Here is a 17,817-nt window from a genome sequence, read left to right as displayed (position 1 = left end):
CCGTGCATAAGCCAGATTCCGGACCGGTTCGGGTTCAGGACGTTGAGGTGGTGGCGCCGAATTTCAAGCGCCGCCTCTCCGGTGTCACATCGACAATCGTTCAGCTGATCCCCTTGCAGCGCGCAAAGGGGTTGAACATTGCGACGATGGGGCCGGGCCTGCCGGATACGCTTCCGCATCTGGGATGGAGCGCTCTTTGGTCCTTCTGGTCAAAGCCTGCTACGAAACCGTTCCGTATCTGGCACGCGCGGCGCAATATTGAAATGCTCGCCGGTATTTTCATGCGTGATGTGCTGCGCATGAAACTGAGGCTGATCTTTACCTCAGCTGCACAGCGAGACCACAAGCCGTTTACCAAATGGCTCATCCGCCGCATGAATGCGGTGATTGCAACGAGTGGTCGCTCGGGAAGCTTTCTCGAAGTCCCGCATCAGGTCATCATGCATGGGGTGGATCTGCAGCGTTTCCATCCGCCTGTCGGCGATGAGGACAGTTTCGCGGCGTCGGGCCTGCCCGGAAAATATGCTGTCGGTTGCTTCGGTCGCGTGCGTTCCTCCAAGGGAACGGACCTTTTCGTCGATGCGATGATTGCGCTGTTGCCGCAATATCCGGGCTGGACGGCCATTATCACCGGACGCACGACTGCAGAACACCAGTCTTTCGAGGATGCGCTGAAGGCGAAGATCGCCGCTGCCGGTTTGCAGGACCGTATCCTCATTCTGGGGGAAGTGCCGGATATCCGCGTCTGGTATCGCCGCCTGACGCTTTATGTTGCGCCTTCGCGCAATGAAGGTTTCGGGCTGACACCGCTTGAAGCCATGGCGTCGCAAACGGCAGTCGTTGCCAGCGATGCGGGTGCCTATGCGGAAATGATCGTGGAAGGCACCGGAACATCGGTTGCGGCCGGTGACGGAGATGCCCTGCGCAAGGCTATCGAACCTTATCTGGCAGATCCGGCTCTGGCGGAACGCGATGGCGAGAATGCTCTCAGGCATGTTCGCGCGACTTTTCCGCTCGAAAAGGAAGCAGCTGCCATCAGCGCTGTCTACGAACGCGTATTCGCCGGGAAGTAACAAGTAATGACAGGGCGCTGCAATGCTGACGCATCACGCCCTGAAAATGCTCAATCACCGCACGGGCTTAACCAGGTCTTGATGAGGCAAGCTCATCCAGACCTGGTATAATTCCCGGCGCAAACCGTCGAAATATCAGAGAATCATCAGCGGTTCGTCCTTGACCGGACGAATGGTCAGCGCGGTGCGCACGGAATCCACATTGGGAGCGGCGGTCAGTTCCTCGATCACGAAGGTCTGGAACGTGTTGAGATCGCGCGCGACGCAATGGAGCAGGAAATCGGACTCGCCCGAAACCATCCAGGCGCGGCGTACCAGAGGCCACTGCTTGGATTTCTCGGCAAAAGCCTTGAGGTCGGCATCTGCCTGGCGATGGAGGCCAACCGAACAGAAAGCGACCAAATCCTGTCCAAGGGAATTGCCATTCAGAATGGCCCGATAGCCCCGGATAACGCCGCTTTCTTCCAGCTTGCGCACACGGCGCAGGCAGGGCGGAGCCGAAATACCGACGCGTTCGGCCAGCTCGACATTGGTGATGCGCCCGTTATTCTGGAGCTCCCGAAGGATTTTCCAATCGATTTCATCCAGATCGGCCTTGATCGGCATGCGTAACTCCGCGCGCAAGGAAATTTCATTCCGGGGTAATTATAGAACATTCGTCGCCATCGTGGCGCAATCTAATCCTGCTCATATCAAATGAAACGGGCGGATGTAAACTGCCTAACGTTCTGTCAACGCACCCAAAAAGTGCGAGTGAACAGGATATACACGGTAACGAGCTCCAGACGCCCTGCCAGCATCAGGAAGGAAAGGACCCACAATGCCGGGTCGTGAATGGTGGAAAAGTTGCCGACGGGGCCAATGGTGTCGCCAAAGCCGGGGCCGATATTGGAGAGGGCAGTCAGCGCGCCAGTGAAGGCCGACACGAAGTCGAGGCCCAGTGAAGCAAGCAGCACCGCGCCTATAATCAGCGAGGCGCAGTAGAGGAACAGGTAGAGAAGCACGTTCTGTGCGATTTCGCCGGAAACTTCCGAGCTGCCGTAGCGGATCTTGATGACAGCATGTGGCATGATGAGCCGGGCAAGATTGGCGCGCGTCAAGCTCCAAAGGATGATGAGGCGGTTCATCTTGATGCCGCCTGATGTAGACCCGGCGCAGCCACCCAGAAATGAAGCGAGAAAGAAAATTCCAATCGCCGGTGGTCCCCACAGGAAATAGTCTTCCGTGGCATAGCCTGTTGTCGTCATGACCGAGACAAAATGAAACGAAGCCGAGATCAGCGCGTCGCCGAAAGGCACATCGGACCCAAGTCGCAGAACCACCGCGAGTGCAAAGCTGAAGCTGATTGCGATCGTGAAGAACAGTTTCACCTGCGGGTCGACAAGCGATTCCATGCGGCGTGGCATGAAGGCCTTGATATAGAGCACGAAGGGCAGGGCCGAGAGGGCCATGAAGATCGTGGACACGACCAGGAGCGGGCGGTTTCCCTGATAAAAGCCGATGGAGCTGTCGTGAGTGGAAAAGCCTGCTGTCGCAATCGTCGTAAAGCCGTGGTTGATGGCGTCGAACATGCTCATGCCGACGGCAAAATAAGCAATGATGCAGGCGGCGGTCAGGCTGAGATAGGCCAGCACGATGCCGAGCGCGATCTGGTTCATGCGCGGGAGAATTTTTTCCGACTTGTCGGAATTCTCCATATGGAAGAGCGCCAACCCGCCCGCCCGCAGGGACGGCAGCATCAACAGAGCCAAACCGATGAAGCCGATACCCCCGATCCAGCAGAGAAGCGAGCGCCACAGGAGAATGCCGCGCTGCATGTTGTCGAGCCCGGTCAGCGCGGTCGCGCCGGTTGACGTGACGCCCGACATGGCCTCGAAGAAGGCCGTCGCATAGCTGATCGGCAAATGCGAGAAATAAAGCGGTATCGAACCCAGAAAACTCGCTGTCAGCCAGAGGCACGCCGTCAGCAGAAAGCCAAGGCGCGGGGTGAAGCGCATCGTCTGGTTCTGGGTGGCCAGCAGAATCAGGGCGGAGAGCGCGCCGGTTGCCGCAGCTGAACGCACGAAGATCAGCCAGTCGTCACTTCCGTCGCGCAGGTCGATTGCTGCAGGCAGAAGCATGGCTACCGCCATGAGGAGGCCGAAACGCGCACAGATATTGGCGACTGTCTTATAAATGGCGGACGGCTCCGAGGTTAGGCAAATTTTCCATTGTTTAGCGTGAGATCGATCCACCCGCAATGCGCTGGCTGTCAAAGGCTTTGCTTAAAGGTCACAAGCTGTGGCTAAAGCACAGCAAATCCCTGTGGAACCTTGCAAACATTGAGGGGCAGACCTACCTTGGCCATAATGTCGGGGCATTGGCCAAACAGGCGCGAAAGCGATTCTGGTGAGCCGGAACCCGCCGCTTTAAATCGATTTTAGAGTACCCCCAAAGTGTGGAACATTTTGGACAAGGTACATGTGAAAACAAACATGTGGAGCGCTGATCTGGATCAATCAGATCAAGACGTTCCGGGACCGGAGAGAACTTCATGTCACAGCGTCACGCGCCAGTCATAGTCATCGGCTCAGGTCCTGCTGGTTATACCGCTGCGATTTATGCTGCTCGCGCCATGCTGAAACCACTCATCATTGCCGGTCTCCAGCAGGGTGGTCAGCTGATGATCACCACCGATGTGGAAAATTATCCGGGCTACGCCGATCCGGTGCAGGGGCCATGGATGATGGAACAGATGGCAAAGCAAGCGGAAAATGTCGGCTCCGAAATCGTCCATGACATTATTACCGAGGTTGAAACCACGGTGCGTCCTTTCCGCCTGAAGGGTGATTCCGGCACGATCTATACCTGCGATGCCCTGATTATCGCCACCGGTGCACAGGCCAAGTGGCTTGGCCTCGACAGCGAGCAGACCTTCATGGGCGGTGGCGTTTCTGCTTGCGCGACCTGTGACGGTTTCTTCTATCGCGGCAAGGATGTGGTCGTTGTCGGCGGTGGCAATACCGCTGTTGAGGAAGCGCTTTATCTTTCCCATATCGCCAAGAGCGTGACGGTCGTGCATCGCCGCGATGGCTTCCGTGCAGAGAAGATCATGCAGGATCGTCTGCTTTCGCGCCAGAACGTCTCGGTGGTCTGGAACAGCGTGATCGATGAAATCCTTGGCACCGAGGCAAAGCCGCCGATGGGCGCAACTGTGACCGGCGTACGCCTCAAGAATGTCGTGACGGGCGAGACGCAGGAACTCGACACGCACGGTGTTTTTGTCGCTATCGGCCACGCACCTGCGGTTTCTTTGTTCGAGGGCAAGCTCAAGCAGAAGCCGAACGGCTATCTGTGGACTGCACCCGATTCGACGGCTACCGACGTTCCGGGCATTTTTGCTGCGGGCGACGTCACGGACGATATTTATCGGCAGGCTGTGACTGCCGCCGGTTTGGGTTGCATGGCTGCTCTGGAAGCCGAGCGCTGGCTTGCCGCACAGGAACCGCTGCACGAAGCTGCGGAGTAAAGCATTTCCAAGCCAAAAGTGTGAGGCGGTTTTGCGTAAGGTGAATGCGGTGAAAACAATGAGAGGGGATAATCGTGGTCGCTCCGCTCGACTGGGATAAACTGCGCATTTTTCATGCTGCGGCTGAGGCTGGGTCGTTCACCCACGCAGCCCAGACATTGCATCTGTCGCAATCGGCTATCTCGCGTCAGGTGAGCGCGCTGGAGCAGGATGTCGGCGTCCCGCTGTTTCATCGTCATGCCCGCGGGCTCATTTTGACGGAGCAGGGCGAAACGCTTTATCGCACGGCGCATGACGTGCTGATGAAGCTTGAGAATGTTCGTTCGAAGCTTGCCGAGAGCAAGGAAAAGCCGACAGGCCGTCTCCGCGTGACGACGACTGTTGGTCTTGGCTCCGGCTGGCTGATCGAGCGGATTCAGGAATTTGTCGAGCTTTATCCCGATATCCAGCTGCAGCTGATCCTCGACAATGAGGAACTGGACCTGACGATGCGTCATGCGGATTGTGCCATCCGGTTGCGGCAGCCGCAGCAGCCAGACCTGATCCAGCGCCGGCTGTTCACGGTGCATATGCATGTCTATGCGTCGGCAGGTTATGTTTCAAAATATGGCAAGCTGAATTCGATCGATGAGATCGATCAGCATCGTGTCGTGACTTTCGGTGAACCGGCGCCAAGCTATCTGACAGGCCTAAACTGGCTGGAGATTGCCGGGCGTGCCGATGGTAGCACGCGCATTCCCGCGTTGCAGGTGAACAATCTGCTGTCGATCCGTCGCGCTGTGCAGCGTGGCGTCGGCATCGCCGTTCTGCCCGATTATATGGCCGACAAGGAATCCGGGCTGGTGCAGCTTCTGCCGGAACTGGAAGAAATACCGTCCTTCGATACGTTCTTCTGCTATCCGGAAGCCTTGAAGAACTCTGCGAAACTGCACGCTTTCCGCGACTTCCTGTTCTCGAAGGCCCGCAACTGGACCTATTGATCGTATCTTACTGTTCATAAAAAAGGCCGCGCTGATCGCCAGCGCGGCCTTTTTGCTTATGGCGATGGCTGGTTATTTGCGTGGCAGCAGGCGCTGCACTTCCTTGGATGCATCGGCAAGGGCGTCTTCCGGCGTGGCGGATTGCTCAACGACGCGCGAAAGATTGTCCACGATGGTTTGCGTCACCTTCACGCCGTTCGAACCTGGGAAGGCATACCACGGGATCATCAGTGACATCTGGCTGAGACCGGCTTTGAACAACGGATTTTCCGCGTAGAATTTGCCGAGATATTCGTCGGACTTTGCAGCCAGTTCGTTGTTCGGCACATAGCCGGTGCCGGGAACGACGACGGAAGCGCCGTAAGGTCCAGCAGCGAACTTGGCGAATTTCCATGCCGCATCCTGCTTGGCCTGATCTTCTGTCAGGATAACAACGGCATTGCCGCCGGTTGGCAGGCGACCCTTTTCAGCATTGATAAGAGGAATTTTCGCGGTACGAAGATCGAACTTGTCGCCGACATTCTTGATCGTGTTGCGCAGCGCGCCAGTCGTCTGGAACGAGAAGCCGACTTTGCCAGCCGCGAAAGCCTGCTCACCCGCTGCCTTGGTCAGAACCGGCATGCCGCCTTCCTTGACCATGCGATCAACCAGCTTGAAGGCTTCAAGCCCTTCCGGTCCGTCGAAAGCAACCTTCTTCTCGTCTTCGGTCAGCATGGTGCCGCCTGCGCCGAACAGAAGGGCTGAGAACATCCAGTCGTCGCCCTGCCAGCGGAAGTCGATACCCTGATTGCCGTTGCCGAGTGCCTTGATCTTGCCGCCGAGCTCGATCACTTCATCCCAGGTGGTTGGAGGCGTGTCGGGATTGCCGCCTGCAGCCTTAACCAGATCGGCATTGTAATACATGATCGGGTTGGAGGTCGCGAAAGCAAGACCAACCTGACGGTCGCCGACACGGGCGAGGCTCAACAGGTGATCAGTGAAGCCTTGTGCTTTCATGTCGGTTTCTTTTTCGACCAGCGGCTTCATGTCGACGCCGATGTTGCGCTCGGCCAATACGCGCAGGCGGTTCAAACCGGTGAAGGTGATATCGGGCATTTCCGACGTTCCGGCCTGACGCATGATCGTCTGGATGCCTTCTTCGTAGGTTGCCGAGGGGCTGACGAAGTTGATCTTGATGTCCGGATTTTCTGCCATGAACTTTCCAGAGATGTCAGCCATGACATCCTTGAAAAAGCCTGGCATCGGATAGTGCACATTCAGCGTCGTTTCGGCAAAGGCGGGCGAGCCGAGGCCTGTTGCCATAGCCAGAGCGGCGAGTGCACCGGAAAAGCGTTTCATGTTTGAACTCCTGTGGAGGATGGGAGGGAAGAATTCAGCCCTTGAGGCCGGTGAGGGTGATGCCTTCGATGAAGCGGCGCTGGGCGGCAAGAAACGCAAGCAGCAGCGGCAGCGTGATGATGAGGGTTGCCGCCATCAATGCCCCATAATCGTCGCCTGCTTCCGCAGCGCGGAAATAGAGGAGGCCTAATGGTGGTGTGGCGCGCTCCATGCCGTTGATGACGATCAGCGGCCAGAACAGATCGTTCCAGTGCGCAACCACCGAGAAGATCGAGAAGGCGGTGATGGCGGGCCAGGCATTGGGCACGATCACCCGCATGACGATGCCCGCCTCTGACATGCCGTCGAGACGCGCGGCGCTGATGAGATCATCCGGCATGGCGCGGAAGAACTGCAGAAACAGGAATATGCCGAAGACAGAGATGAAGAACGGAGCACTGAGAGCAAAATAGCTGTTGAGCACGCCGAGCTGATTGAAGCCGACATAGAAGGGCAATGCGGTGGCATGGATCGGCACGAGCAGGCCGAGCATGACCATCATCATCATGGTGCGCTGGCCGCGGAAATTGAGCTTTGCCATGGCATAGGCGCAGGGAATGGCGACCACGACCTGAATGACCAGAATGAGCGCGCAGACGACTACGCCGTTGAACAGCAAGAGCCCCATCGGCACATGGCTGAATGCCTTGGCAAGATTATCCAGGAGTGCCCAGTTGTGCGGGATCAGCGACAGGGAGGACGAGAAAATATCCTGCTGCGACTTTGCCGCCGTCGACAGCATGAAGATATAGGGCGCGAGAAAAAGCAGGGCACCCAGTGAAAGAATGCCAAGACGGAAAGAACGAGCCAATGTCATCCGGGTTTCCTCAGTAATGGGTGCGGCGGTCCAGCACGCGGAACTGCAACATCATCAGGATCACGAGAACTGCGAGAAAGATCACCGTCATTGCCGAGGCATAGCCGACCCGTAGATAGACGAAGCCTTCCTGATAGATGGTCCAGAGCAGGACTTCTGATGCCTTGTTCGGGCCGCCTTCGGTCAGCGTCTTGACCGTCTCGAACACCTTCACGGCATTGATGATGCTGATCGTCGTGACGAAAAGCGTGGTGGGTCCGAGCAGGGGCCATGTGACCAGCCGGAAGCGTTCCCAGCTGTTTTTCACGCCGTCCACTTCGGCTGCGGAATAGAGTTCTCGCGGAATGGCGGTGAGCCCGGCTAGAAACAGCACCATGTTGAAGCCGACGCTCTGCCATACGCCGATCATCGCAAGGCTGGTCAGAACCGTGTCACTGGAACCAAGCCAATTGGGACCGGCAATACCGATCATGCCCAGCATGGCATTGACGGGGCCGAGTGTCGGATGCAGCAGATATTGCCAGACGGTTGCCATGGCGACGAGGAGCGAAGCGACCGGCAGGAAATAGACCGTGCGGAAGAAGGATTTGCCGCGAACTTCACCTTCGATGAGGAGGGCCACGCCGAGGCCGAGAAAGACGGAGGCCGGTGCCACGATCGCGGTATAGATGGCAGTGTTCTTCAGAGAGACCAGAAACGTCCGGTCGCTGAAGAGTTCGGCGTAGTTTTCCAGTCCGATGAATTCGAAACCGTCATAGCCAAGCTCGAAATTGGTCAGGCTCCAGAAAATGACGGCGGCTGTCGGCAGGAGAATCAGCAGAACCGTCAGAATGATGGCTGGAGCTGCCAGTTTCCAGGCCAGCCTTTCTTCGCGACGACGGGCTTCATCAGCCGCCGTGCGCGCGCTGGTGGCTGCAGGGCCGGATAGCGTAAAATCAGACATGAGCGGCAGCCTTTGCCGGCGATGCAGGTTCGACGATGTTCCCGGCGGGCTGGCGCAGGCGCAAACCATCTTCTCCGAAGAGGTGGGCGTGGCTGGCATCGAAATGCAGGCCCACCGGCAGGCCGACGACAATGTCACGGGCTTGTTCGGGTGTGAGCTTCACAGTGAGATCTTGTGAGGCGCCGGGAGCCGTGAGATAGACCAGTACTTCCGAGCCGAGAAATTCGATCCGCGATACCGTGCCCGCAATGCCTGTCTTGTCATGCGGCTTGAGCTGAAAATGCTCAGGACGAATGCCGATGCGGATATTGGTGCCGGAATGGGCGGCGACGTCCTGCAGGATGGGGCGACCGGCAAAATGCACCACGCCGTTATCGCTGACCAATGCTTCCAGAATATTGATGCGTGGTGTGCCGATGAACTGTGCGACCTCGATATGGCGCGGATCGTTATAGATTGCGGTTGGCGTGTCGATCTGCAGCAGTTTTCCGCCCATCATCACTGCAACGCGGTCGGCCATGCTGAGCGCTTCGGCCTGGTCGTGGGTCACATAGATGGTCGGGACACCGGCGCGGCGATGCAATTCGACGATTTCCGCACGGGTGTGAACACGCAGATTGGCATCGAGGTTCGACAATGGTTCATCCATCAGGAATGCACCGGGCTGGCGGACGAGCGCGCGGGCAAGGGCCACGCGCTGGCGCTGGCCGCCGGACATCTGGCCCGGCTTGCGGTCGAGCAGATGGTCGATCTTGAGGCTTGTTGCGGTTGCCCTGACCTGCTTCTGGATGGCGGCGCGCTTCCTGCGCTGGCCGGGAATGAAAGCGCCGATCATTGGCAGGCGTTCCACGGCGGTCAGATCACGCATTGCAAGCGGCACCGCGATGTTCTGCGCCGTCGTCAGGTGAGGGTAGAGCGCGTAGGACTGGAACACCATGGCGATGTTGCGGTCGGCAGGGTGGGCGCCGGTTATGTTACGCCCTGCAAGCTCCACGCTTCCTTCATCCGCATGGTCGAGACCGGCGAGAATACGCAGCAATGTGCTCTTGCCGCAGCCCGACGGGCCGACGAGGGCGATGAATTCGCCTTCTGCTGCTTCGATGGAAATGCCATCGAGAATGCGATTGCCCCCGTAGGATTTGCCGATGTCGCGAAGGACGAGCGTGCTCACTGGCTTGCCTCCTCAGCGACTTTCTCGCCCTCACCAGCGTGGTGCGGATAGACTTCATGCACCACGTCATCGATGACATAGGGCGTCAACTCATCAATGCGGACAATGCTGCTTGTGGCAACTTCATCGAGATCGTGAATGGCGGCTCCGAGGATACGTTCGCCGGGGAGATCGCGTTCCATCGGCCCGACGATGAAGGCTGCGGCAGGCGCCCAGACATACTTCGTTCCGAAGGCGTCGCCCGACCAGGCCCGGTGCAGGTGGCCGCTGGCATGAAGCTGCACATTATACTGAGCGAAGAGATCATAGAGACGTTGGCGCGGGGCAGGGCGAATGCCCCAGTAGCCGCTGTCGCCTTCATCGGGATCGTCCACGAAGAGCGGCTTGTGGGCGAAGACGGCGACGGGCTTGCCATCGCTGTTCTTCAATTCGTCTTCGAGCCACTGGAACTGTTCCGCTTCTTCGGCTTCACCGGAGCCGATGACGAGACTGTTGAGGCCGATGATGCGCCAGTTGCCGAAATTTTCCGCCCAGCGGTCCGGACCGATATGACGACGCCAGCGCATCAGGCGCTGCGGATTGACCGGCTGGTGGCTTTCGGGAAGATGGCCGATATCGTGATTGCCCGGAAGACTGAGAACACGCGCCGGAAGCTCGTTCAGGCAGGCGCGGCAGAACAGAAGGTCAGCCTCTACGTCTGCGCCATCGACGGTCAGGTCACCAGTGTGAATGACGAGATCGGGCTTTTGCTGATCGATCCAGGCAACGAGCGGTTCCCAGTTGCGATTGAAGTGCGGCTTGATGGGGCTGAGGTGGGTATCTGTAATCTGAACGATCCGCACGGCTACGATCCTTCTCGGGTCTGTCTATTGTCGCAGCACTTTTCGCGCGCTGCACATCCGCCGGGCGCGTCATGCGCGGCGTCTTGCGGGGGCTTTTAGGCGCGTTGTGTGACAGGCCCGCTGCATAGCCGTGACAGTTGCGTGACATCTGCTTTGGGCGACTCAGAAAGGGCGATTTGCCAAATTTGGAGGCATCGTTGTTTTGCCGATGCTCATGCTTTAGGCGGCTAATTTGCACATTATAATATTACGAAGTAATTCAATTCGCTGTAAGCTTTTGTTTTTAAAATAGTTTCTTATTCAATCTAGTCATGCGTAAAATGCATAGCTGCATTGCGCTAAAGTCGCATTGCAAAAACAATGGGCAACAGGCATATAAAGATCATCTCAGCGTTGCGTTTCCTCCTCCCATTTGCGCAGGCTGAGTGTTCCCCTCTGGAGGTTTGCCTCAAAGGCACCTTCAAAACTCAAAGCCAGACATTTGTCTGGCTTTTTTTTTGACTTTTTGCCAAGCCGCCTCTTTTTGTCAGAAATACAGAAACGAAAAAGGGGCCTTTCGGCCCCTTCGTCATTCCATTTTGTTTTGTTTAGCGCAGGCTGGCACAGAAGCGCTGGATGCGCGTGCAGGCTTCTTCGAGAAGCGCGTCCGACGTTGCATAGGAAATGCGGAAGTTTGGTCCAAGACCGAAAGCCGAACCGTGAACGACGGCGACGCCTTCAGCTTCCAGCAGTTCGGTGACGAAGTCTTCGTCGCTCTCGATGACCTTGCCGGCTTCCGTCTTCTTGCCGATGAGGTCAGCACAGGACGGATAGACGTAGAACGCACCTTCCGGTGTCGGGCACTTGATGCCTTTGGCCTGATTGAGCATCGACACGACCAGATCGCGACGGGCCTGGAAGATTTTCTTGTTTTCCGGAATGAAATCCTGGGTGCCGTTGAGTGCTTCGACTGCGGCCCACTGTGCGATGGAGCAGGCGCCCGAGGTCTGCTGACCCTGCACCATATCCATGGCCTTGATGAGCTGCAGCGGTCCTGCCGCATAGCCGATACGCCAGCCGGTCATGGCATAGGCCTTCGACACGCCGTTCATGGTGAGCGTGCGGTCGTAAAGCGAAGGCTCGACCTGAGCAGGCGTCGTGAAGACGAAATCGCCATAGACCAGATGCTCATACATGTCGTCAGTCAGGATCCAGACATGCGGGTGACGAACCAGAACGTCGGTCAAGGCCTTGAGCTCTGTTTCCGTATAAGCCGCGCCGGTCGGGTTCGATGGCGAGTTGAAGATCAGCCACTTGGTCTTGGGCGTGATGGCCTTTTCCAGATCGGCGGCGGTCAGCTTGAAATTGTCTTCGATCTTCGTGTTAATGAAAACCGGGTTGCCGCCGTTGATCGCTACCATTTCAGGATAGCTGACCCAGTAAGGGGCAGGGACGATGACTTCATCACCGGGGTTCAGCGTCGCCATGAAGGCGTTGAACAGAATCTGCTTGCCGCCAGTGCCGACGATGACCTGTTCCGGCTTGTAGTCGAGACCGTTTTCACGCTTGAACTTGGCAACGATGGCCTGACGCAGTTCAGGAATACCCGCAACGGGCGTGTACTTCGTTTCACCGCGATTGATCGCGTCGATGGCAGCCTGCTTGATATTCGTGGGCGTGTCGAAGTCGGGCTCGCCCGCACCGAGACCAATCACGTCCTTGCCCTTGGCTTTCAGCTCACGTGCTTTCTGGCTGACCGCGATGGTCGCAGATGGCTTTACACGAGAAAGGGCGTCGGCGAGAAATGCCATGATAGATCTCCATAGATGGCAGGCTCTGTTAACCGGCACCGGGCGCGTCCGGTTTTGCGGATTTTCTATGTCCCATCGGCGCAGGAAGCGCAACAGAAGGATTGTGATTTCATCGGCAATTGCTGGATTTCGCAAAAATGTGTTGCCGAAACGAACAGATCCATCAGCAATGCTGACATATTAACGCAACGAAACTGATCGGACCGGGCGATATTGCGCGTCATCCTGCCAAGAGGCCTCGCAAGCTGCGCGTGGCCATTACTTTATAGGCCTCTATCAGCGTCTTGCTTTCCTCTTCTGAAACGTCGACGGCGACGCGCATGGTGGATTCGCCAAAATGCATCAGGAGGAAAGCAGTCTCGTCCAGTTGCGCGGACACCTTGCCGGGGGCAATCCGGCGGATCGTATCAGCAAGAAACTGACCATTCTGCCTGCTTTCGGCAATTTCCAGTTTTGACAGGGACTTGTCGGTCTGCGTGGCCGACCAGATGTCGCACATTGCCGGTTCCTGACGCATCAGTGCCAGATATTCATCGATCAATGCATTGAACGCGACAATCAGCTCGTCGGCAGAATGGGCCGCTGCAAGACCTTCCTCGATGCACTGGCGCGATTGTGCATTGCAGCTTTCAAACAGGTAGCGGATCAGGGCGCTTTTATCAGGAAAATACTGATAGAGCGCGCCAATTGAGATGCTGGCCTGCTGGGCGATCTCACTCATCTTGAGACTGTCGCTGCCTTTGGCGGCGATCAGCGCCGTGGCGCATTCAGCAATGCGACGAATCTTTTCCTGCGCCCGGCTCTGGCTGGGGGTGCGGCGCAGGATCGGTGCACTGGTTGTTTCTGTTTCCGTGGCGGAATTCTGCTTCATGGCGGACTCACATTTTTCGCTCTTGACAGAATATGAGAGTTGCTCACATATTGCAAATATGAGGATTGCTCATATTTTGGGAGACGGAAGATGAATACACATCGTAATGATCGTTATCTGGTTATTGGCGCCAACGGCAAAACCGGCAGGCGTGTCGCTGAGAGGTTGCGGGAGAAGGGAGTGTCCTTGCGTTCTGTGTCGCGGAGTACCGAGGTTTCCTTTGACTGGGCCAACCAATCCACCTGGGCTGCCGCGCTTGACGGCATCGACTCCGCCTATGTGTCATACCAGCCGGATCTGGCCTTGCCGGGGGCCGTTGATGCCATTCGCGCATTTCTTTTGGCGGCAAAGAAGGCGGATGTGAAGCATGTCGTGCTTCTGTCCGGGCGAGGTGAGGAGGAGGCGGAAATTGCGGAAAAGGTTCTGCAGGATTCCGGGCTGGACTGGACCGTGTTGCGCGCCAGCTGGTTCATGCAGAATTTCAGCGAAAACTACATGCGGGACGAACTGCTTTCAGGCTCGCTGACCTTACCCGTCGGGCCGATGAAAGAACCCTTCATCGATGTTGACGATATTGCCGATGTCGCCGTTGCTGCCCTCACCGAAACGAGGCATCGCAACAAGCTCTATGAACTCACCGGCCCGGAACTGTTCAGCTTCAGCGATGCAATAAGCGAGATTGCCAGAGCGACTGACAAAGACTTGTCGTTCAATCCGGTCTCATACGCCGATTATGAGGCGGCGCTGCGTGAGCAGGCATTGCCGGAAGATGTCATTACGCTTTTGCGCTATCTTTTCGTCGAGCTTTTCGATGGCCGCAATGCCACTGTGGCGCATGGTGTGGAGGAAGCTCTCGGGCGTAAGCCGCGCCGGTTTGCAGATTTTGCGCGCAAGGCTGCCATTGAAGGCACATGGGAGGGACAATCATGACGATGAGTTTTCAACTACTTGTTCTGCTGACGGCATGGGGGAGCGCGATTACAGGCGGCATCTTCTATGCGTTCTCAAGTTTCGTGATGGCCGCGCTGGCACGCATTCCGGCCAATGCGGGCATAACGGCGATGCAGTCGATCAATATCACCGTCATCAACGGGACGTTCTTTGCCGCCTTTTTCGGCACGGCATTGCTGTGTCTGGTGATTATCGTACTGGGATTGATGGGCTTTGGAAGTTTGTCGAAATGGGCGGTGATCGGCGCTGCCGTCTATCTTGTCGGCACGATCGGCGTCACGATGGCTTTGAATGTGCCGCTGAACAACCAGCTCGCGGCGATGGATGCCAGTGCCGCCGCGTCGGCCGATGTCTGGCTTACTTATGTGCGCGACTGGACCCTATGGAATCACGTCCGCACCATTGCTGCGCTGATTGCGGCCTTGATTCTGGGCGCGAGCGCGCTGGCAAGGGTGTGAGCAGAAAAGCGGACAAACAAAAAAGGCGGGTCCGAGGACCCGCCTTTTCTCTGCCTTACGGCAAAACTTATGCTGCGACGAGGTTGTCGGCAGACGAACGGCCCGAACGACGGTCCTGTACGATTTCGTACGAAACCTTCTGACCTTCATCGAGCGTGGCCAGACCAGCGCGCTGAACGGCGGAAATGTGGACGAATACGTCCGTGCCGCCCTGATCAGGCTGAATGAAGCCGAAGCCCTTGGTCGTGTTGAACCACTTAACTGTTCCCGTAGCCATGGGAAATTCCTTTGTAACATTAGTAGTAGAGTAGTCCGTATGCTTCGCACACGTCCCTGTGAATCGAATTTATGGACAGGAGATCGTCAGGAAGCACGGCGGGCCGCACGGGTCGCAAAGTCACTTGACCGAAAAATCGATGCGCTAACTATATGCGACAAATTTGACCAATACAAGACAGCTAAAATTGTCAGCTAAAAACTGATTTTACTGAGGCTTTTTGCCATTCCGAGCCCGAGCCGGTTTTGCGCACTCAATCGGTCGAGCCAGAACAGCCGGAACAGAATCGGGGCGCTTCCGTCGCAGGGCGACATTTCGTAGTGATCCCAGGTTTCAGGTACGGCGTTTCTCAATCGCAGATGAAAGCAGTGGCGGCGGTGACGCTCTGTCTGCCCCTGTTCGGGATAGTCATAATCGACGGTTTCGAGATGGATCATGCCATCGTCATAGAGGAGGCCGGTTTCCTCGGCGGATTCGCGATAGGCGGCGGCGAGAATGTCTTCTCCCGCATCGACCGTGCCGCCTGGCACCTGAAGCGGCGTTTCAGGAAAATCAGGTTCTTCAAAAACCAGAAGCCGGTCGTTCCATGTCGCGTAAATAAGTACTTTGTCGATGGGTTGGATTGTAACGGTCATGGACTTTTCCGGCAGGGTTAGCGTTCAGACCATAATTGCGACGAATGATTTGCGGTAGAACCCGCATATTGTTGTGGGTCATCGCGGCTGGCGCGCGCGAAAAGCGTGTGCTCTCCTATCTTTGACTTCCACGCGACGTAGATATTCAGCATGTTGCAAACATATCTGCAATATTGAGCGGGCGGATGGGCAGCGAGGCAGGACATGACGTCTGAACCAGACAAGGACAAGACGAAGCGGAGTGCGCCCAAGAAAGAGCACCGCCGCAAAAAGCCCAGGCGCAGTGTCTCGGAGCGTCTGCGCAAGAGTTCGGCCAAGCTGATTGGTGGTTCTCCGTCACGCGACGGAACCGATCTTTTTTCCCAAGTTTCGATGATGGTGGGAGCCTTTATGGTCTCGCCGGTGCGCAACACGCTGATTGCGCTCGGGACCGGCATTTTCGTTCTCATCGTGCTGATCGCCATCGGACAGGTTGCCATCAATCGCTGGAACGAACCCTTCTACGATGCGCTTGCGCGCAAGGATTTGCAGGCTTTTTTCCATCAGCTGATGGTTTTCTTCGGGATTGCAGGTAGCCTGCTTGTGCTCAACGTATCGCAAACCTGGCTCAACCAGATGTTCAAGCTCAAGATGCGCGAAGGACTGGCGCGCGATCTCGTGGGGCAATGGCTGGTGCCGGGGCGGGCATTTCGTCTCGCCAATGCAGGCGAGATCGGCATCAATCCCGATCAACGCCTGCATGAAGATGCACGTCACTTTGCGGAAATGTCGTGCGATCTTGGGATCAATCTCCTCCAGTCCACCGTCATTCTGGTGAGCTTCGTCGGTGTCCTGTGGTCGCTCTCAAGTGGCTTTGTTTTTCATGTCGCGGGCTACAGTTTCTCCATTCCCGGCTACATGGTCTGGGCTGTCATCATCTACGCGGCCTCTGCCTCATGGCTGACATGGATCGTCGGGCGCAGTCTGGTCAATATCAACGCCAATCGCTATGCGCGTGAGGCGGATTTCCGCGCATCGCTGATGCGGGTCAACGAACATCTGGATGCCATCACCCTGTCGCGCGGCGAAGGGGATGAAAGACGTCGTCTCGATCTGGATATCGATGCGGTTCTGGCCGCAATCCGCAAGATCGTCTATGCGACCACGCGATTGACCTGGGTAACGGCCGGTTACGGCTGGCTGACAATCGTGGCGCCGATCCTCGTGGCGGCTCCGGTCTATTTCGGCGGCGGTCTGACATTCGGCGGGCTGATGATGGCCGTCGGCGCATTCTCACAGGTGCACAATGCGCTGCGCTGGTTCGTCGACAATTTCGGGGCGATTGCGGACTGGCGGGCGACGCTGCTGCGTGTCGCGAGTTTCCGTCAGGCGGTGCTGCGCATGGACGAGCTTGGTCATCTGGACCGGCAGATCGATCTTGAGACGAATGACGATGACAGGCTGACGCTGGACGGTGTTTCCATCGCCGCCCCCGATCAGTGCCTGAAGCTCTCCCGCAAGGCTTTTTCGGTAAAACCCGGCGAGCGGGTGCTTGTGACGGGCGGGACCGAAACGCAAAGAACGCTGCTGTTCCGCGCATTGGGCGGGCTTTGGCCATGGGGCGAGGGGCGGATCGGCATGCCGGTTGGCGATGGTGTCGCCTTCATGCCGCGCGCGCCTTATTTCCCGCCGGGCAACCTCAAGGGCGTGATCGTTTATCCGCTTGATATCAAGAAATTTTCTGAACAGGATCTGGAAAATGTCCTGCGGCGTGCCGGGCTTGAACGGCTTTCCACGAGCATGGATCGTGTTGCGCGCTGGGATCGCGTGCTGACGGACGATGAGCGCCAATGTATCGCCTTCGCCCGCCTCATATTGCAGAAACCGCAGTGGATCGTGATCGACGGTGCGCTCGATGGTCTCGACGCTGAAGCCTATGACCGGATTCGCGACATACTGAACACCGAATTGAAGGATGCAGCCGTGATCCATCTCGGCAAGCCACATTTGCATGACGGTCTTTTCACGCAGCAGATCAATCTGGAGGACGATCCGTCAGGAAAGCCTCTGGAGCTGCCAGCCCTGAAAACAGCATGAAAAAAGCCGCCGGGATGACCGGCGGCTTTTCTGTTTCGGGATGCCTTC

General features: G+C 57.1%; 17 protein-coding genes and 1 pseudogene. 6 read left to right on the top strand and 12 right to left on the bottom strand.

Annotated features, from left to right (window positions below; all coding sequences use genetic code 11):
• Window positions 1–2 precede the first annotated feature (2 nt).
• Window positions 3–1,073 (top strand): glycosyltransferase family 4 protein, encoded by a 1,071-nt coding sequence (locus tag AAE521_RS20160; RefSeq protein WP_342062242.1) that lies wholly within the window; start codon window positions 3–5, stop codon window positions 1,071–1,073.
• A gap of 135 nt (window positions 1,074–1,208) precedes the next feature.
• Here AAE521_RS20160 and AAE521_RS20155 read toward each other — a convergent pair whose 3' ends face one another.
• Window positions 1,209–1,679: an Lrp/AsnC family transcriptional regulator gene (locus tag AAE521_RS20155; RefSeq protein WP_010659649.1), complete on the bottom strand. Its 471-nt coding sequence runs from the start codon at window positions 1,677–1,679 to the stop codon at window positions 1,209–1,211.
• A 125-nt stretch (window positions 1,680–1,804) separates the two neighbouring features.
• Window positions 1,805–3,205, bottom strand: a complete 1,401-nt coding sequence (locus AAE521_RS20150) for a TrkH family potassium uptake protein (protein ID WP_029376059.1) — start codon at window positions 3,203–3,205, stop codon at window positions 1,805–1,807.
• Window positions 3,206–3,606: 401 nt separating this feature from the next.
• Here AAE521_RS20150 and trxB point away from each other — a divergent pair, with 401 nt between their 5' ends.
• Window positions 3,607–4,581, top strand: coding sequence for a thioredoxin-disulfide reductase (gene trxB, locus AAE521_RS20145; RefSeq protein WP_010659651.1), 975 nt, complete (start codon window positions 3,607–3,609; stop codon window positions 4,579–4,581).
• A gap of 74 nt (window positions 4,582–4,655) precedes the next feature.
• The gene (locus tag AAE521_RS20140; RefSeq protein ID WP_010659652.1) at window positions 4,656–5,561 is read left to right on the top strand and encodes a LysR family transcriptional regulator; all 906 of its coding nucleotides are present in this window, start codon (window positions 4,656–4,658) and stop codon (window positions 5,559–5,561) included.
• Window positions 5,562–5,633: 72 nt separating this feature from the next.
• Here the strand turns inward: AAE521_RS20140 and AAE521_RS20135 are convergent, their stop codons facing one another.
• From AAE521_RS20135 to AAE521_RS20100, 8 genes and pseudogenes are all read right to left on the bottom strand, one after another.
• Window positions 5,634–6,899, bottom strand: a complete 1,266-nt coding sequence (locus AAE521_RS20135) for an ABC transporter substrate-binding protein (RefSeq protein WP_342062241.1) — start codon at window positions 6,897–6,899, stop codon at window positions 5,634–5,636.
• Between the two features lie 34 nt (window positions 6,900–6,933).
• Window positions 6,934–7,755 carry a carbohydrate ABC transporter permease gene (locus tag AAE521_RS20130; RefSeq protein ID WP_342062240.1) on the bottom strand — a complete coding sequence of 274 codons (822 nt, stop codon included), beginning with the start codon at window positions 7,753–7,755 and terminating at the stop codon, window positions 6,934–6,936.
• A gap of 10 nt (window positions 7,756–7,765) precedes the next feature.
• The gene (locus AAE521_RS20125; protein WP_071633477.1) at window positions 7,766–8,698 is read right to left on the bottom strand and encodes a carbohydrate ABC transporter permease; all 933 of its coding nucleotides are present in this window, start codon (window positions 8,696–8,698) and stop codon (window positions 7,766–7,768) included.
• Window positions 8,691–9,869: an ABC transporter ATP-binding protein gene (locus tag AAE521_RS20120; RefSeq protein WP_342062239.1), complete on the bottom strand. Its 1,179-nt coding sequence runs from the start codon at window positions 9,867–9,869 to the stop codon at window positions 8,691–8,693. The genes AAE521_RS20125 and AAE521_RS20120 overlap by 8 nt, the downstream gene beginning before the upstream one ends.
• Entirely contained in the window at window positions 9,866–10,711 is an 846-nt protein-coding gene (locus tag AAE521_RS20115; RefSeq protein ID WP_342062238.1) for a metallophosphoesterase family protein, read from the bottom strand. Before AAE521_RS20115 ends, AAE521_RS20120 begins: the two co-directional genes overlap by 4 nt.
• A gap of 382 nt (window positions 10,712–11,093) precedes the next feature.
• Window positions 11,094–11,283, bottom strand: a pseudogene (locus tag AAE521_RS20110) (hypothetical protein).
• 15 nt (window positions 11,284–11,298) lie between these two features.
• On the bottom strand, window positions 11,299–12,501 hold the full coding sequence (locus AAE521_RS20105; protein ID WP_342062237.1) for a pyridoxal phosphate-dependent aminotransferase: 1,203 nt from the start codon (window positions 12,499–12,501) through the stop codon (window positions 11,299–11,301).
• 220 nt (window positions 12,502–12,721) lie between these two features.
• Window positions 12,722–13,372, bottom strand: coding sequence for a TetR/AcrR family transcriptional regulator (locus tag AAE521_RS20100; protein WP_342062236.1), 651 nt, complete (start codon window positions 13,370–13,372; stop codon window positions 12,722–12,724).
• 90 nt (window positions 13,373–13,462) lie between these two features.
• Here AAE521_RS20100 and AAE521_RS20095 point away from each other — a divergent pair, with 90 nt between their 5' ends.
• Both AAE521_RS20095 and AAE521_RS20090 read left to right on the top strand, forming a co-directional pair.
• Complete coding sequence (locus AAE521_RS20095; protein WP_342062235.1) at window positions 13,463–14,302, top strand: NAD(P)H-binding protein; 840 nt, start codon at window positions 13,463–13,465, stop codon at window positions 14,300–14,302.
• Window positions 14,299–14,781: an anthrone oxygenase family protein gene (locus tag AAE521_RS20090; RefSeq protein WP_010659662.1), complete on the top strand. Its 483-nt coding sequence runs from the start codon at window positions 14,299–14,301 to the stop codon at window positions 14,779–14,781. The genes AAE521_RS20095 and AAE521_RS20090 overlap by 4 nt, the downstream gene beginning before the upstream one ends.
• Window positions 14,782–14,848: 67 nt before the next feature.
• On the opposite strand, the gene AAE521_RS20085 is transcribed toward AAE521_RS20090, so the two are convergent.
• Window positions 14,849–15,058, bottom strand: coding sequence for a cold-shock protein (locus tag AAE521_RS20085; RefSeq protein WP_006471898.1), 210 nt, complete (start codon window positions 15,056–15,058; stop codon window positions 14,849–14,851).
• 194 nt (window positions 15,059–15,252) lie between these two features.
• On the bottom strand, window positions 15,253–15,693 hold the full coding sequence (locus AAE521_RS20080) for an NUDIX hydrolase (protein WP_342062234.1): 441 nt from the start codon (window positions 15,691–15,693) through the stop codon (window positions 15,253–15,255).
• Between the two features lie 204 nt (window positions 15,694–15,897).
• Between AAE521_RS20080 and AAE521_RS20075 the strand changes: the two genes are divergently transcribed.
• Complete coding sequence (locus AAE521_RS20075; protein WP_342062233.1) at window positions 15,898–17,769, top strand: ABC transporter ATP-binding protein/permease; 1,872 nt, start codon at window positions 15,898–15,900, stop codon at window positions 17,767–17,769.
• Window positions 17,770–17,817 lie beyond the last annotated feature (48 nt).

The sequence above is a fragment of the Brucella cytisi genome, from assembly GCF_038433355.1.
Lineage (GTDB): Bacteria > Pseudomonadota > Alphaproteobacteria > Rhizobiales > Rhizobiaceae > Brucella > Brucella cytisi.
This window is presented reverse-complemented; position numbering and strand designations above follow the sequence as displayed.